Genomic DNA, 16,107 nt, shown 5'->3' with positions numbered 1-16,107 from the left:
GAGAGGGAGTGGGTTCCGCGCTGGGCGCCAATGCCGCGTCGCGGTTGGCCCGCGGTGCGAACCGTGATTCCCTCTCCTTGGGGAGACGGCCAGGGTGAGGGGAAATGGAGCGGACACCGTCCGGTTGCTTTCATGATCGCCCACGGCCCCAGCGACTGAATTAATGTCCAACGACGAATGACGAAAGAACGACTAAATCCAAATCCCGAAGGGCCATACCTCGTTGGCACCGGGCTGATTTCAGATTGAGGCATTCGGAATTCCTTCGTCATTCGGATTTCGGGCTTGGTCATTCAGATCTCGGCCTTCGTCATTCCAGAACGAGTTGGAACCAGTTGCTGATCACCTTCCGCCCGTTCCGGTCGCGCTGCTGGCCATTCCAGATGGCGAACGCGACGGGCACGGGTTTGCCCGGCGTGAATTTCACGTCCTCCGCCTCTTTGGACTTCAGTTCGCGGACGCAGAGCACGTTCCAGAATCCGTCACGCCACACGCCTTTGCCCCGGACGTTTTGGCCTTTGAGCGATTGAGATTTCATGGTCCCGAAGCCCCATGCGGTGGCATCTTCAATGGGCGAAGAATGAATGCGGGCGAGAAGGTTTCCCGCGGCTTCGGCGGTGCGGTAAAGCGCCGTGGTTTCTGGATAGACATCGACGTGCATCGAGGCGTATTCGGTGTGGACGTCTTCGCGTTGGCCGTCGATTTCCGCCTGCCAGCCGGCTTTCCATTGCCAGACGTTGACTGGATTTTTCGGGTCGCCCATTCCGAGAAATGGCGTTGTCCCGTTCAGCGAGAATTGCAGCGCGGCGGCATCTTGGAAGTCCTGCACGCGCACTGGCGCGCCATTGGCAATCGCATCCCGCCACTGGAGCAAGATGGCGATTTGCTTGCCGTCGTGGAGCGTGCGGACGGCTACGGCGGGGATCGGGTCGGGTTCGGGCCAGAGCGGATTCAACGGCACACGCGCCGCCTCGACTCGTTCCCAATCCGGGTGGGTTGGATCGAGCGGCAACGCCTTCCTCGATTTCGACACCTTGATCAACCCGTTCTCCGGCGCCAGAATGTCGTTTACCTCCATGTCTTTCCGGCGCAGCGACTGAACGTAATGAACGAGATCCCAGCGCTCGTCCGGTTTGAGCACGTCGTCCGGGAATCCGAGCATCGGCGTGCCCGCCAGCCCGACGGCGATGCGCAAATAAAGGTCGCGCCCCGCGGCCCCGCCGCGAAAGGCTCCGGTGTTGAAGTCCCGAGGGATGACCGGGATGCCTTCGCGATCCTTCAATGTGGGGGCCGACGGCCCGTCTCCGGCGCCGGTTTCCCCGTGACAGGCGGCGCACTGCAAACGCGTGAAGAACTCTTGACCCCGCGTAATCGAATCCAAGGTCAGCGGCGGCTCGGGCGGCACTGGAATCGACGGCGCAATTTGATCTTGCGCTTTGGCTTGCTCGAATTTGTTGATTCGCTTGCCGTCCGGCCCAATCTCAGCCGTGAGGTGCTTCACATACTGCACGACATCCCGGCGCTCTTTCTCGCTGAGATACGTGAAGCCGGGCATCGAGCTTCCTCCGAGTCCGCGGGTAATGCTTTCGTAGAGGTCTTCATCGGATGGAAGGGAGCCAGCCGGTGTCGATTGAATTTTGAACAGACCGGCGCTGAAATTCCGGGGCTTGGGGAAGAGCCAGGCCGCGGCCGGCCCGTGGCCATCGCCGTTCGCGTTGTGGCAAGCCGCGCAATGCTGGTCGTAAACCGCCTGGCCAGACCGGAGTGTCGGATTCAAATCAGCGCCGTTGGCCGGCGCCGGGGAGCGGTTCCCCTGGGCGGCGGCGGCGGTCGCAGAAACCCCGCTCACCGCGAGGCAGACTAGCAACGTATCAATTCTCATCAGTGGAGGAAGGTAACGTCGAAGCAAGCCGCCAGCTTTGATGCCTATCAAACAATGGACCTTTTCGGACTCGAACGATTGTCGATTGCCTTGCATCGTTTGCGCCAGCGCTCTCATGACCTGGCGCGACCATGCATTTTTTGATGGCCTGGCTGCTACTCCGGAATTGCGTTTGTCTTTGCAAAAATTGTTCTTCGTTGTTCAGCGAAGAACCTCATCGAGAGACTGTTGACTTGAATCAAAGCGATTTGACCGTGCCGTGCTGAGCTTGAGCGCACTGAGTTGGACCGGTACCCTGGTCTCAATCGAAATGAATCGAGCCTTCTCCATCATCGCGGCAATCGGCAGCCTGGCCATTGGAAACGCGGCGATCTCTCAGGAAGAGGTCGCCTATCTGTACAACAAGGAGTGCGCTTCCTGCCATGGCAAGGATGGCCGAGGGCGAACGCCTGTGGGCCGGAAATTCGGCGCCAAAGATCTAAAGGAAAGCAAAGCATCGGATGCCGAAATGGAAAAACAACTCCTGGATGGCAAGAAAGCCAAAGACGGCGGATACACAATGCCGGCCTTCAAAGAGAAGCTGGATGCAGAGGAGATCAAAGCGCTGATCGCTTTCGTGAAGAAGTTTCGACAGTAAGGGCGGTTTTGCGCCGTCAGCAATTCTCAGTTTGACTTCGGTAGGGCGAGCCTGTCCTCAGCGAGCCGCATCCAACGTGTTCCCGACATTTCAGCACGGCTCGCCGGGACGGACTCGCCCTACCCGTGGAAATGTTCGACTGCGGGAGAGCCGTTTCTTCTGAAGTCTTGATCCAGATCAAAACGACGCCTCGTGGAGTCATCATAGTGGTTCCAGCAGACCCTGGCGTCCTTTCAATGCTTATGACGGAAATCCCGAGTCAACCGTTTCCGAATGCTTCGATTGAAATTCAATGAGCAAACGAGTTCTTTTAACCAGTGTGTGCCGGCCGATGGGTCCGAAATACGGCGATGCGCCATCGGTCGGTTACGAACTCCTTTACCGGCAGGTGCTGCGCGCGCAGGGCATCTTCAGCCCGCGCACGGTCAACATCCATTTCGGGCTCGAATACATCGCCGAGAACCTCGACGCGCCAGCCGTGGTGCTGCAATACCCTTCCCGGCGCGAGCTGATCCGCGAACTCAAGAAGGGCTACGATTACGTGGGCGTCTCGTTCCTCATGGCCGTGATGCACAAAATGAAGGAGACCGTCGCCCTGATCCGCAAGCACGCGCCCCACAGCAAGATCGTCCTCGGCGGCTACGGCACGGTGTTGAAGGACGACGCGCTGAAACCGTACGGCGATTACATCTGCCGCGAGGAAGGCGTGGCGTTTTTGCGGCGGTTGCTGGGTGAACCGGAGATTCCCATGCCCTACAAGCATCCGCTGATCGTGAGTTGGCTCAAGGTGTTCGGCTGGAAAGTGTCGGGCACGGGGAAGATCTTCGCCGGCCTCGGTTGCCCGAACGGTTGCGATTTCTGCTGCACGTCGCATTTCTTTTCGCGCAAGCACATCAAGTTGTTGCCGACGGGCCGGGACATTTACGCGGTTGCCGAACGTTACCTGGACCTTGACCCCAATCTGGTGTTCCTGATTCTGGACGAGGATTTCTTGCTCAACAAAAAGCGCGCGATGGAATTTCGCGACTGTGTCATCAGAGGCGGAAAGCGACTGTCGATCTTCGCCTTCTCCAGCATCAAGGCGATCAGCCAATACACGGTGGAAGAAATCCTGGAGATGGGCATTGACGGTTTCTGGATCGGGTACGAAGGCACGCGGTCGAACTATGCCAAACAACAAGGCCGGCCCATCGCGGATATTCTCAACGAATTTCGCGAGCACGGCATCACGGTGCTGACCTCCATGATCGTCGGCTTTGATTACCAGACCCCCGGCGTGGTGGACCAGGAGTTGGACGGCCTGATGAAGCTTAAACCGGCGCTGGCGCAATTTCTGATTTACGGCCCCGTGCCCGGCACGCCGTTTTACGAGCGGATCATCAAGCAGAATCTCTTGCAGGACGTTTACACGACCGACCAAGACCTGTTCTACCGGCGGGCGGACGGATTCCGCACCATGATCAAGCACCCGACGCTCACGCCGGAGCAGATCGAAGGCATTCAGCGCCGGTGCTTCGATGAAGATTTTCAGCGGCTGGGGCCCAGCATCTATCGGGTTTTGGAAGCGCGCCTCCTGGGTTATCAAAAGCTCAGGCACTCACCGAATCCCGTCTTGCGCCAGAAGGCCGATTACTACGCCGCGGAGTTGCGAGGGGCCTATCCGGCGTTCCTCGCGGGCCGGTTGCTTGGCCCCAACGCCGCAGTGCGCCGTTGGATTGGCGATTTGGAACGGCGCATTCACGCGGAGTTGGGCCCGCCCGCGCGCGGCGAACGCTTCAAGTCCGTCGTGGCCGTCGGCGCGGCCTTGTGGTCCGCGCTGACCTTGAAGCTGGATTGGTTTCAGCATCCCAAATTGATCCGCACCACTTATCGCCTGCCCGAGAAGCGCTGGAGCGCGTTTGAAATGTGGGAAGAACTGCACCGTAAAATCACTTCGCCGGATTTTTCCATCCAGGTAGAGTTGCAGCACGCGAAGCAACAAGTGTGGCTGCGCTTGGAAGGCGCATTGTCCGCCAACGATGCCGCAGGGCTGGCGCACCGCATCCATGAATCGCTGTCCCGCAGCAGGAACCGGCTGGTGCTTGACTTCAACAAACTGCATTGGACGCGGACCACGGACCTGGAGCCGTTGCGGAAAAAGCTGGCGGACTACCGTTCCCGCATCCGCGTGGTCCTGCCCAAACTGTCGGCGGCGCATCCGGAGATCATCCTTCTCGCCAGCATGTTTCATCAGTACCGGGGTTGAAGCGCAAGCCACCCCGGTCGCCTGGAGGATTTGAAACCAAAGAATACGAGACGCTGCACAAGCCAGTGCCCAATCGTGCTTCGCTTCCCACGGCGGATCGGTCGCAGGCGTGAGCGGATGCACGAACGTGTGCTTGTCGCCGAAGGTGACGTCGTATTTCTCGTACCAGAAAGCGGCGGGCAGCACGACGCCGGCGTAGACCAGACCCAACGGATGTTCGACGAGAACGGCCTGTTGCGCCTCGGCGATCATGGGGGTCAAAACGGTGAAGTCGCTGCCCGGGAATACGACCTTTGCGGAGTGTGGCCGGCTCTGCTTCGTCCCTCCCGGAGCTCGGCGGCCGGATTCATCGGGCGGCGCGCTGCCGGAATCCGCGGAAAGATTTTGGCCTTTCCCTTCATCGTCCCCACGAATACCCCAACCAGCGCAACTAACTTTGATATAAATCAAAACTTATGAAACTTATGGTTTTTCTCGCGGCATTTCAGGCAGTCTGGTAGAGAAGGATGGCACAGCCGTCATGAGCGCTCAGCCCAATCGCGAAGAGGCCAATACCCAAGGAGCAACTGTCTTCGACCTCTCCGAAAAGCCCGGCGATCGCATCGGCCCGTACAAACTTCTTGAAAAACTCGGCGAAGGCGGCATGGGCGTGGTCTATCTGGCCGAGCAAGAGCAACCGGTCTGGCGCCAGGTGGCGTTGAAGATCATCAAGCTCGGCATGGACACGCGGAGTGTCATCGCCCGGTTCGAGGCCGAACGCCAGGCGCTCGCGCTCATGGACCATCCGAACATCGCCAAGGTGTTCGACGCCGGCGCGACCGAGAGCCCTCACCCGGTCTCCGACCACCTGCCTGCCGCGACTGCGGCGCAGGCAGGCCCTCTCCCATCCGGGGTTGGGGGTGAGGGTGCACCGCGTTGATCCGCCGGTCGGCCCTACTTCGTGATGGAGTTAGTTCGCGGCGTGCCCATCACCGAATATTGCGACAAGAATCATCTCAACGCTCGGCAGCGCCTCGAACTCTTCCTCCCCGTTTGTCAGGCCATTGAGCACGCGCACCAGAAAGGGATCATCCATCGCGATCTCAAACCTTCCAACGTGCTGGTCACGCTGCGGGACGGCCAGCCCGTGCCGATGGTGATCGACTTCGGCATCGCCAAGGCCACGCACCAGAAGCTCACCGAGAAAACGCTGTTCACCAACCTCGGCCAGATGATCGGCACGCCGGCTTACATGAGCCCCGAACAAGCCGAGATGAGCAAACTCGATGTCGATACCCGGAGCGACATTTACTCGTTGGGCGTGCTGCTCTACGAATTGCTGACCGGAACAACGCCTTTTCCGGAGAAACGCCTGCGCAGCGCCGGCTTTGCCGAGATTCAGCGGATCATCGCGCAGGAGGAACCGGAACGGCCCTCCACGCGACTCACCACGATGGACAACGATCAACGCACGACCATCGCCCGCAACCGCAGTATGGAAGCCGCCGCACTTGGCCGATTGCTGCGCGGCGACCTGGACTGGATTGCGATGAAGTGTTTGGAGAAGGACCGCACGCGGCGCTACGACACGGCCAGCGGCCTGGAAGCGGATCTTCGGCGGTACTTGAACCTGGAACCGATCACGGCCCGTCCGCTCAGTGCGGCGTATCGATTTCGGAAGATGGTGCGACGAAACCAAGTCGCCTTCGCTGGCGCAACCGCAGTGGGGGCGGCTTTGCTGATCGGAGCCGTCGGAATGACCGGTCTTTATTTTCGCTCCGAGCGTTTGCGCAAGGAAGCGCAGCGAAATCTTTACGTGGCGAACATGAACCCGGCGCAGTTGGCGTGGGAACAGAACAATGTCGGCCGTGTTCGGCAGTTGTTGGAGGAGACAGCGGCGTACCCAGACAGAGGATTTGAGTGGTTCTACTGGCAGCGCCAAACGCATCTAGAGCTTAAGACGCTTCGTGGGCACTTAAGTAAGATCTTCTCTGTCGCCATCTCTCCAGACGGCAAGCGGATTGTGATGGGCAGTGATGATCAGACAGCCAAAGTATGGGATGCAACTGCAGGCAAAGATTTGGTCACGCTAAAGGGCCACACGAATCCGATCTCATCTGTAGCCTTTTCGGTAGACGGGCAACGCATTCTGACAGGCAGTTGGGATAGGACCGCGAAGTTGTGGGAGACATCCAGCGGCAGGGAACTGCTCACGGTTAATGGGCACAGCGGTCAAATCACGTCTGTGCTCTTTTCGCCGGATGGCCACCGGATTGTCACTGCCAGTGAGGATGGTACGGCCAAGGTTTAAGACACATCCAGCGGGAAGGATCTACTTACCCTTCTTCAAGGGCTGGGCGGACCCATTAATGCCGTGGCTATTTCTCCGGACGGCAAACGCGTCATTACCGGCGGTTTGGGCTTGTTATTTTCGGAAGTCGCCACAGGCAAGGAGGCGGTGAGGTGCGACCACCTTTCTACGATTAGCTCAGTCTGTTTTTCGCCGGACGGCCAGCGGGTTGTTTCTTCTGGTTCCGATCGGCTCGCCAAGGTGTGGGATGTGACGAGCATGACGGAACTAATGACGCTCAAGGGGCACACCGATAACATCATGTCCGTAGCTTTTTCTTCCGACGGCGAACGGATCGTCACGGGGAGCATTGAACATGGGGCCAAAGTTTGGGATGCAGTAAGCGGTAGGGAATTGTTCGGCCTCAATGGGCGTAACTCACAGATATTCTCTGTGGCTTTCTCGCCGGACGGCCGACGGATCGTTATTGCCGGCGACGTGCTAGTGGCAACGGTGTGCGACGCGTCTGGTGGCAAAGAAGTGATCGAGCTCAAAGGACACAAGAGGTTGATTAGTTCAGCGGCCTTCTCGCCGGACGGCCGGCGAATCCTCACAGGCAGTTGGGATCAGACGGCCAAGCTCTGGGACGTGGTCAGTGGCAGAGAACTGCTTACCTTCAAAGGGCACGCCGCTTTCATCACTTCAGTAGCCTTTTCATCGGACGGTCGGCGGATTGTCACCGGCAGCGACGATCAGACAGCGAAGGTGTGGGAAGCCGCCTCCCCGGATCAAGTGGCGGGGTGGCAGAAAGAAGAACGGGACGCCGCGCAGCGCTGAAGTGGAAAATCCGAAATCCGAATTTCGAAATAGTTTCCAATGGACCAAACGGGAATGATCAAAATTGGCGATCCGTTTTGAATTTTGAATTCATGTGCCAGCCAAATTCGCGTAGATGAAGCCAAAGTTATTTGAATTATGAAGAATCCGATTATCGCAGAGCTACGCCGCATCCTCTAGGCTTCTACCAAAGGCTTTAATGACTTGACTCGACCTTCTTTTGCGGGAATTAAACAGGCGCGCAAGAAGCAGTCAGGCACGGAACCCGCCCTGATTGACCCTCTGGAATGACAATGACGACCAACATTTGGGTTAGCATGCCTTTCGCCAAAGCGCTGAGCCGCGTTCTGGCCGCCTTGGACGACCTCGGCTGTTTACGGATTTGCGCGGCGAAATGAATTCATCCTCCGGTTCATCTCAAGCTGCCGCGTCGCTGGAGCAGGGGCATGCGCTGCTGTCGCACGACTACACGCTGCGGTCTGATCTGGCGCGGCTTTGCCTCCCGGCAGCCACGAGGGACGAGAACCGCAAACTGGCCTGGCTGAATTCGATTTGTTTCCTGTTCCTCGTGGTGGGTGGAATCGGACTGAAAACGCGTCCGGTCATTCCGAAACAACTGGAGGTGCCCGTGGACATTGTTCCGGTGGTTTTCACTCCTCCGGTCGAGCCTCCGAAAGTCAATCCGGAACCCCAGATTCAAGAGCCGGACCCCAACCAGGAAGTCACCTTCGACACTCCGCAGATTGCGACCGTGGTGGCAGCCGATCCAGCGGCGGTCAGTTTTGCCGTGCCAGTCGAGGGCCCGGTCGTTTTCGCTCCGGCGCGTTTCGCGGCGCCCCCTCCTCCCAGCCCCCCCAAGCCGCCATCACCCCCCAAGCCCACTGTATTCCAGGCGGGCAAGTCCCAGGGTTATTTCCCAGATCCCCCGTACCCGTCCCTTGCGCTTCGCCGGAACTACGAAGGCAACGTCATGCTTTATGTGATTGTGGACACAAATGGATCGCCCGCCTCAATCACGGTCAAGGATGCTTCCGGTTACGCCCTGCTGGATTCTCACTCTTCCGATTGGGTGAAGAACCACTGGCGCTGGTCTCCGGGTGAAACTCGCCATTACTTGGTTCCGTTCCATTATCGAATCAGATAAGAATCCGACGCGCTATGCTTGCAAACATTGTTGTCTCACTCTTCCTCAAAGGTGGTCCGGTCATGTGGCCGATCCTCGTCGTGACGATTGTCGCCGTCGCCGTCGTTGGCGAGCGAGCCATTTGGTGGTGGCGAGAAAGCCTCAAACGCGATCCCGACCGGCTGGAGAAAATCCTCGCCGCGCTGGAAAGCGGCGATTTCCGCGAAGCCTCGACGCTGGCCTGCGGCTCGGAGGATCCTGTGATCCGGATGATCTGGCACGGGTTGAATCATTTTCATTCCTCGCTGCAGGGCGCTCTGCAAGTCGCCGCAGGAATCGAATTGCAGAAGGCCGGGCGTTTTCTCGTCGTCATGGACACGCTCGTGACGCTGGCGCCGCTGCTTGGTTTGCTCGGCACCGTGACCGGCATTATGGGTTCGTTCACGTCCATCGGCAGCGCCGAACTGGCCGTGGAAAAAGTCACTGGCGGCATTGGCGAAGCTTTGATCGCGACGGCGTGCGGCCTGGGCATTGCCATCTTCGCGCTCATCCCGTTCAATTTTTTCAGCCAGAAGACCGCGCGGCTGCAATTCGAGCTCGAGACCGCGGCCACGAACGTCGAAGTGATGGTCAATGCCGCCAGGCAAAAGGGATTCGACGCCCAGGAATTCCGGCAAGCCAGCGCCGAAAGCTCGGTCTGATGGACAGCAATTCTCATTTTAGGGTCTGTGCGCTCCCGTATGTCGCCAAACTGACAATTACTGTCTGATGGATCACACCCGTTGCGTTCTCCTGACTTCGCCATGAAGATTGGTTCGCCCTATCCCCACAAAAAGGCCCGGATCGAGATCATTCCGCTGATCGATATCATGTTCTTTTTGCTGGCCTCGTTCATGATGGTGAGCCTCACCATGATCAAGCTGCAATCGATCAAGATGGATTTGCCGACCGCCACCCAGGCGAGCCGGGACTTCAAACCGGACATCGTCAATATCTCGGTGGACAAACTGGGCGACGTTTACATTGAGAAAAACAGGAAGACCTACGCGGAACTCCACACCTACCTGACGAACCGGTTCTTCGCCAACACGAACATCCCCGTCTATATCAGCGGCGATAAAGACGCCACGCACGGATCGATCATTTACGTGCTGGACCTGGTCCGCAAAGCCGGGATTCAAAAAGTGTCGTTCGCCATCTCTCCTCCTCCACCGGACAAGCGGTAGCTTTCCGTATCGCCGGCTTTCCCGCCGGCAAGTTGCGAGCCATCCTTGCCTCGCGGCGACCGGAGGCTAGTCTGCGTTTATCCGCGTTCATCTGCGGTTTTTAGGATTACCGATCTTTCCCGTGGGCAGCACCGCCATCACTCCCGAACTGGCGTTTGAACGGCGCCAGGAGCCGGTCGTTTATCTCAAACCCTTCGACGAACCACGCCAATCATGCGACCGCTTCTCCCTCTCCGCCTCGATTTCCTTCTCCGCATCGGATGGGGAGAAGGTGACCCCAGGCCGGATGAGGTGCGCCGTGTGAGGCCGCGCAACTCCCCGCTTTGCATCCTCGGCTTGCTTGGCTATTCTCGCTTCGTTCGGAAAAACAAAACGACCAGAAAACTTTTTACAAAATCATTTCGCGTAGCTTCGGCTGCTGTCTCTCTCAAAACGGGCAAATTTTGACTTCAAAGACGGCGCTGGAAGACACGCCCACTCGGGCGTGTCCGAAAGCGTTCTTTGAAGGGCACGCCCGTGCCTGAGAGAGAGCGTGACTAGGTCACGCCCCTTCTGTTTCAGGCACGGCGTCCCTTCGTAAGGACAAGCCATCCGACAGGGCTGATTCGCGCGCGAGCGAACATAGCCCATGCCTCGGAATGAACATCTGACGCGCGTCCAGTTAATTGACCCGATCCTGCACGATCTCGGGTGGACGGGCGCGCTTGTCCGGGAAGAGAAGACTCCCGGTGGCTCGGACATTATTGATGGGCGGCCGGTCAAGCGGTCGAGTCGCACCGATTATCTGCTCTGTTTGCCAATTCTCCCCGGCAAGCCTCCGCTCGCTGTGGCTTTGTTAGAAGCGAAGGCAGAAGACAAGCTGCCGTCACTCGGCATTCAGCAGGCGCGGCGGGATGCGGCGAAGCATCACGTTCCGTTTCATTTCTCCACGAACGGCCACCTGTTCGCCGAGTTTGGCGAGGATACGCAACACATCCGCGATGCACAGCCACTCACGTCTTTCCCGACCCCCGATCAACTGCGGCAGCGGTATCAGGCGTTGAAGGGGATTGATCTGCTCAATCCGAATGCGTTGCCGTTGCTCATGCCGTACAAGGGGGGCGAAGCGGCGCGATGGTATTTCCAAGACGCGGCGATTCGGGCGACGCTCGAACGCATTGCGGCGGGGCAGAAGAAGATTCTGCTCTCGCTTGCCACCGGCACCGGCAAGACGGTCATTGCTTCGCAGTTGCTCTACAAACTCGCCCAAGGCCGGCAACTCACACGCGCTTTGTTCGTGTGCGACCGCGAGGAATTGCGGATTCAAGGCATGGGGAAGATGCACGCAATCTTCGGCGACAACGCCCAAGAAGTTTCGACTGCGAATCCATGTCTCAACGCCCGCATCCTCGTGGCGACGTATCAGACGTTGAACATCACGGCCGAAGATGACGTGCCGCAGTTCTGGAAGGACAATTACCCGCCGGACTTTTTCTCGCACATCATCATTGACGAGTGCCATCGCAGCGCGTGGGGGAAGTGGAGCGTCATCTTGCGCGACAATCCCAATGCCATCCACATCGGCCTGACTGCCACGCCGCGCATCGTCGTGGGCGGCGGCAAGAAAGACGAAGCTGGCAAGAAGAAGGATGAGGAGATCACCAACCACAACCTCCAATACTTCGGCCAGCCGGTTTACGAATACTCGATCGGCGACGGGCAGGAAGACGGCTACCTAGCCGCTTGCGAAGTCGTCCGTCGCACCGTGGACCTCGACAAAACGGAAATCACCCGCGAAGACATCGTCGAGCGTTCCGCCGTGGACGCCTTCACCGGGCGCAAGCTCAAGCCGGGCGAGATCGAGGATAAGTACACCGCCGGCGATTACGACGCCAAGTTGATGCTCGACGACCGGGTCAAGGCGATGTCCGAAGACCTGTTCCAGTTCCTCTTGGAGACCGGCGGCCCGCACCAGAAGACCGTCATCTTCTGCACCCGCGATCATCACGCCAACCAGATCATGATTGCGCTGAACAACCTCTACGCCGCGTGGTGTCAGAAGGTGCGGCGCACGCCGAAGGAATGGTACGCCTTCCAATGCACCGGCAACCCCGACCTGCGCCCGCCCGCCAGCGACTTGATCCCGGAGTTTCGCGGGTCGAAAAACTCCCATTTCATCGCCACTACCGTTGACCTGCTCTCGACCGGCGTGGACATCCCGAACTTGGACAACGTCGTGTTCTTCCGCTACCTCGAATCGCCGATCAGCTTCTACCAGATGGTCGGACGCGGCACGCGCACAGGCGAACCGCGCGGCTCGAAAGCCATGTTCCGCCTCTACGACTACACCAACTGCACGCGCCTGTTCGGCGAGGAATTCACCAGCCGTTACAAGCCCACGCAACCGCCCGGTGACGATAGCGGCGGCGGCGAAGTCGGCGGCGCGGAGACCGGCACCGAAGGCACCGGCAAGCCGCCGACGGAAACGAAAATCATCCGCGTTCCCGGCGGCCAATTCGCCGTGAAGATTGATGGCGTGGGCGAATCGAAAGGCCGTTCCATCCTCTGCCAGGAAGACGGCAAAGATGTGCTCGTGCCGTACGAAGAATACAAGCAACGGCTCGCCGCCCGGCTGGTCGAGGAAGCGCCGAGCGTGGATGCGCTCCGCTCAGTGTGGGTCGCTCCCGACCGGCGGCACGGCCTGTTGCGCGGCCTGCCCGGCGGCGAAGCGGCGGTGCGACTGGTGCGCGAACTGGAAAACGAACAGGAGTGCGACCTGTTCGACGTGCTGTCGGAACTTGGCTACGGCCTGCCGCCCAAATCGCGCCCCGAACGCGCCGCCGCATTCTCCTACAAGAACAAGCAATGGCTGAAAGATTTCCCCGACCGCACGAGCGCCGTGCTGGTCAACATGGCCCGGCAATTCGAGAAGAACGGCATCGAGGAATTGGAGACGCCGAAAGTGTTTGAGGTCGAGGGCGTGGATTTCAACGCGCTGACCGGCCTGCCGGTCAAGCCGGACACGTTGATTCAGGAAACGAAGGTGAGGTTGTTGGCGTGAAGTCCGCCGCGAAACCACCGCTTCCGGCAGGCTGGCGTTGGACAACAATGGGTGAGTTCCTGACGCCCGCGCCGAAGTTCTTCACCATCGCGGACGACCAAGAGTATCAGCTTGTGACCGTGAAACTGCACGGGAAGGGCGTTGTTCCTCGCTGCCGTATGAAGGGTGCGTTGATAAAGACGAAGGAGCAACAGCTAATCGGGAAGGATCAATTCTTAGTGGCGGAAATCGACGCCAAGTTCGGCGGCTTCGGCATTGTCCCGCCGGAACTCGACGGTGCAATTGTCAGCGGGCACTACTTTCTCTACGACATCGACCAGAGCAAGGTGCTGCCGGGGTTTCTCCAGTGCTTCATCAGTTCCGGCATTCTGACGAAGCGCATCCAAAAGGACATTCAAGGCGCTCTCAACTATTCCGCGATTCGTCCTCACCACATTCTCGACGTTCCATTTCCCCTACCGGAAGAAGGGGCTGATGGAGTGCAAAAAGAAGTCGCCCGCCGGTATGCCCAAATCAAGCGCATTCAAGTTCACGCAGAACGTCAGCTTGAGGCAGCTACGGCACTTGAGCGCGCCACTATGCTTCAGCATTTCGACTTCAAAGCGGACTAACAACCGTGGCAAAGAAAAACACAAAGAAGGGTTTCGTCGTCGTCCGCTCGCCAGCGGACATGGACAAGGCGGTCAAGTCCATAAACAACATCCTGCGGCGGGACAAGGCCAAGGGCGCGCGGTTGTATGTGCCGGAACTGACGTGGATGTTTTTCTTGCGTTACCTCGATTTGATGGAGGAAGCCGAAGCGCAGAAGGCGGCGGCACTCGGCACGGCGTTCACGCCGTCGCTCTGCGCGCCGTATCGGTGGCGAGATTGGGCTGCGCCGTTTGACCACAAGAAACCGGCGGCGGAGTTGAAGGCCACGCACGCGCCCGGCTGGCGGCGCGCGGAGTTGACGGGCGACGGTTCGACGCTGGGCGATTACCTGAAGTTCGTCAACGGCGAGCTTTTCTCCCATTTGCAGAAGCTGGGCGAGAACGGGAACGCGACGAACAAGCAGAAAGTCATCGCCGAAATCTTCCGCAACAAGGAGCGGACAGTGTTGGCCAGCGAGACGAACTTGCAGGACGCGCTGGACCGGGTGCATGCGTTGAGCGAGGCGCAGGTCAGCGAACAGCACATGTTCCCGATGTCGCAGGCGCTGGAAAGCCTGTTGCCGAGCCTCGGCGAGAAGAAGAACGACGGCGGGCAGTTTTTCACGCCGCGCGAGGTGATCCGGGTGATCGTCAAGACGGTGAACCCGCAGTTGGGGCGGTCGGTGTATGACCCGTGCGCCGGGACGTGCGGCTTTTTGATCGAGACGTTCAAGCATCTGATGGCGCAGCAGCCGACGGCGACGCAGATTCAGGAGTTGAAGACGGAGACGTTGTGGGCGCGGGAGGACGCGGCGGAAGCGATCCCGATTGCGCTGGCGAACATGGTGTTGCACGGCGTTGACCTGCCGCGCATCTGGCACGGCAACACGCTGACGCGGGCGGAGACGTATGGGGATTTGTTCACGGGCGCGCCGGCGCAGTTCGACTACATCTTCACGAATCCGCCGTTCGGCAGCAAGGAAGGCAAGGACGCACAGCAGCATTTCGACTACAAGTGCGGCAAGGCGCAGATTCTTTTCCTCCAGCACATCATCAACGCGCTGGCCGAGGGCGGAACATGCGGGATGGTGATTGATGAAGGCGTGCTGTTCCACACCAAGACGGCAGCCTACAAGCAGACCAAGCGGAAGCTGCTGGATGAATGCAATCTCTGGTGCATCATCAGCCTGCCACAAGGCGTTTTCGTCAATGCCGGCGCGGGCGTGAAGACCGACTTGCTGTTCTTCACCAAAGGCGAGGAGACGAAGCGCGTCTGGTATTACGACATGACGCTGACGCCCGCGTTCAAGCCGCGCAAGGTCAACAAGAGCAACCCGATGCTCTTCGACGATTTCGCCGACTTCTTCCAGCGCCTCGCGTTGCCACCCGACGATCCCGGCAGAATCAGCGAACGAAGCTGGTACGTCACCATTGAAGAAATCCGCGCCAAGAACTACGACCTCAAAGCCACGAACCAGAACGCACCCGATCTTTCCGACAAGCGCACGCCCGGCGAGTTGATGAAGATCATCGAGGACGCCCAAACCGAAATCGCTACCGGTCTAGCCGCGTTAAAGCAATGAAGACGATGCAGGAACTAGCGGAGCAAGACCGGCCACGCGAAAAGCTGCGGCTCAAAGGCGCAACTGCGCTGACAAACGAAGAACTGGTTCAGGTGATTCTTGGTCGCGGCATCAAAGGTCACGATGTCCGCGCCATGTCGCAGAAGATTTCCCGCATCTTGGCGGACAAGAAAGGCCAGCTTGCCGAATCCGACCTGACGGCGATTCACGGCATGGGCGAAGCCAAGAGCTATCAGCTACTCGCCGCCTTTGAAATCGCCCGCCGCTTCGCCAAAGGCGACGCCGTTAAGATTACCGGCACGGAAGACATTCTCGCTCTCGACGTGATTCAACAGATTGCCGGCAAGCAGCAAGAGCATTTTGTCTGCATCTCCCTCAACGGCGCAAACGAAGTCATCGAAAAACGTATCGTCACCGTTGGCCTGCTCGACCGCAGCCAAGTTCATCCCCGCGAAGTCTTCGCCGACGTAATCGCCGACCGTGCCGCCGCCGCCATCTTCGCCCACAACTTATGTGCCGAAGCACATAAATTGTGTTATGTGACGCTTCCGTTTATGTGGAGTCACCGATCGGCGGCACTCCTGTTGGCAGCGCTCCAAGATCGAAAGGACCGTTGTGCAAGGAATTAATCCTCTC

13 protein-coding genes and 1 pseudogene are annotated in these 16,107 nt (G+C 58.9%); 12 read left to right on the top strand and 2 right to left on the bottom strand.

Annotated features, from left to right (window positions below; all coding sequences use genetic code 11):
* Window positions 1-310: 310 nt before the first annotated feature.
* On the bottom strand, window positions 311-1,999 hold the full coding sequence (locus tag FJ398_06500; protein ID MBM3837601.1) for a c-type cytochrome: 1,689 nt from the start codon (window positions 1,997-1,999) through the stop codon (window positions 311-313).
* A 193-nt stretch (window positions 2,000-2,192) separates the two neighbouring features.
* Between FJ398_06500 and FJ398_06495 the strand changes: the two genes are divergently transcribed.
* Window positions 2,193-2,519: a cytochrome c gene (locus tag FJ398_06495; protein ID MBM3837600.1), complete on the top strand. Its 327-nt coding sequence runs from the start codon at window positions 2,193-2,195 to the stop codon at window positions 2,517-2,519.
* 1,597 nt (window positions 2,520-4,116) lie between these two features.
* On the opposite strand, the gene FJ398_06490 is transcribed toward FJ398_06495, so the two are convergent.
* Entirely contained in the window at window positions 4,117-5,016 is a 900-nt protein-coding gene (locus FJ398_06490; protein MBM3837599.1) for a hypothetical protein, read from the bottom strand.
* 268 nt (window positions 5,017-5,284) lie between these two features.
* On the opposite strand from FJ398_06490, the pseudogene FJ398_06485 reads away from it, so the two are divergent.
* The 11 genes and pseudogenes from FJ398_06485 (at window position 5,285) to FJ398_06435 (ending at window position 16,100) form a co-directional block, all read left to right on the top strand.
* Window positions 5,285-6,490: pseudogene (locus FJ398_06485) on the top strand (serine/threonine protein kinase).
* A 279-nt stretch (window positions 6,491-6,769) separates the two neighbouring features.
* Window positions 6,770-7,054 carry a hypothetical protein gene (locus tag FJ398_06480; GenBank protein ID MBM3837598.1) on the top strand — a complete coding sequence of 95 codons (285 nt, stop codon included), beginning with the start codon at window positions 6,770-6,772 and terminating at the stop codon, window positions 7,052-7,054.
* 63 nt (window positions 7,055-7,117) lie between these two features.
* A complete protein-coding gene (locus FJ398_06475; protein MBM3837597.1) occupies window positions 7,118-7,870 on the top strand; it encodes a WD40 repeat domain-containing protein in 753 nt (250 codons plus the stop codon).
* A gap of 394 nt (window positions 7,871-8,264) precedes the next feature.
* Window positions 8,265-9,014: a TonB family protein gene (locus tag FJ398_06470; protein MBM3837596.1), complete on the top strand. Its 750-nt coding sequence runs from the start codon at window positions 8,265-8,267 to the stop codon at window positions 9,012-9,014.
* A gap of 14 nt (window positions 9,015-9,028) precedes the next feature.
* On the top strand, window positions 9,029-9,694 hold the full coding sequence (locus FJ398_06465; protein ID MBM3837595.1) for a MotA/TolQ/ExbB proton channel family protein: 666 nt from the start codon (window positions 9,029-9,031) through the stop codon (window positions 9,692-9,694).
* Window positions 9,695-9,796: 102 nt separating this feature from the next.
* Window positions 9,797-10,219 (top strand): biopolymer transporter ExbD, encoded by a 423-nt coding sequence (locus FJ398_06460; GenBank protein MBM3837594.1) that lies wholly within the window; start codon window positions 9,797-9,799, stop codon window positions 10,217-10,219.
* Between the two features lie 121 nt (window positions 10,220-10,340).
* The gene (locus tag FJ398_06455; GenBank protein ID MBM3837593.1) at window positions 10,341-10,523 is read left to right on the top strand and encodes a hypothetical protein; all 183 of its coding nucleotides are present in this window, start codon (window positions 10,341-10,343) and stop codon (window positions 10,521-10,523) included.
* Window positions 10,524-10,847: 324 nt separating this feature from the next.
* On the top strand, window positions 10,848-13,259 hold the full coding sequence (locus FJ398_06450) for a restriction endonuclease subunit R (GenBank protein MBM3837592.1): 2,412 nt from the start codon (window positions 10,848-10,850) through the stop codon (window positions 13,257-13,259).
* Window positions 13,256-13,870 (top strand): hypothetical protein, encoded by a 615-nt coding sequence (locus tag FJ398_06445; GenBank protein MBM3837591.1) that lies wholly within the window; start codon window positions 13,256-13,258, stop codon window positions 13,868-13,870. The genes FJ398_06450 and FJ398_06445 overlap by 4 nt, the downstream gene beginning before the upstream one ends.
* Window positions 13,871-13,929: 59 nt before the next feature.
* Window positions 13,930-15,471 carry an N-6 DNA methylase gene (locus tag FJ398_06440; protein MBM3837590.1) on the top strand — a complete coding sequence of 514 codons (1,542 nt, stop codon included), beginning with the start codon at window positions 13,930-13,932 and terminating at the stop codon, window positions 15,469-15,471.
* Window positions 15,468-16,100, top strand: coding sequence for a hypothetical protein (locus FJ398_06435; protein MBM3837589.1), 633 nt, complete (start codon window positions 15,468-15,470; stop codon window positions 16,098-16,100). Before FJ398_06440 ends, FJ398_06435 begins: the two co-directional genes overlap by 4 nt.
* Window positions 16,101-16,107: the final 7 nt, after the last annotated feature.

The organism is Verrucomicrobiota bacterium (genome assembly GCA_016871535.1).
In the GTDB taxonomy this organism is placed as follows: Bacteria; Verrucomicrobiota; Verrucomicrobiia; order Limisphaerales; family SIBE01; genus VHCZ01.
Note: the sequence above shows the minus strand (reverse complement) of the source record. Positions and strands in the feature narration are given on the sequence as shown.

What these genes read in the sequence shown, in the direction of transcription:
- FJ398_06500 (MBM3837601.1), bottom strand. Translation starts at nt 1,999, where the DNA reads ATGAGAGCGCTGGCGCAAACGATGCAAGGCAATCGACAATCGTTCGAG.
- FJ398_06495 (MBM3837600.1), top strand. Translation starts at nt 2,193, where the DNA reads ATGAATCGAGCCTTCTCCATCATCGCGGCAATCGGCAGCCTGGCCATT.
- FJ398_06490 (MBM3837599.1), bottom strand. Translation starts at nt 5,016, where the DNA reads ATGATCGCCGAGGCGCAACAGGCCGTTCTCGTCGAACATCCGTTGGGT.
- FJ398_06480 (MBM3837598.1), top strand. Translation starts at nt 6,770, where the DNA reads ATGGGCAGTGATGATCAGACAGCCAAAGTATGGGATGCAACTGCAGGC.
- FJ398_06470 (MBM3837596.1), top strand. Translation starts at nt 8,265, where the DNA reads ATGAATTCATCCTCCGGTTCATCTCAAGCTGCCGCGTCGCTGGAGCAG.
- FJ398_06465 (MBM3837595.1), top strand. Translation starts at nt 9,029, where the DNA reads ATGCTTGCAAACATTGTTGTCTCACTCTTCCTCAAAGGTGGTCCGGTC.
- FJ398_06460 (MBM3837594.1), top strand. Translation starts at nt 9,797, where the DNA reads ATGAAGATTGGTTCGCCCTATCCCCACAAAAAGGCCCGGATCGAGATC.
- FJ398_06450 (MBM3837592.1), top strand. Translation starts at nt 10,848, where the DNA reads ATGCCTCGGAATGAACATCTGACGCGCGTCCAGTTAATTGACCCGATC.
- FJ398_06440 (MBM3837590.1), top strand. Translation starts at nt 13,930, where the DNA reads ATGGACAAGGCGGTCAAGTCCATAAACAACATCCTGCGGCGGGACAAG.
- FJ398_06435 (MBM3837589.1), top strand. Translation starts at nt 15,468, where the DNA reads ATGAAGACGATGCAGGAACTAGCGGAGCAAGACCGGCCACGCGAAAAG.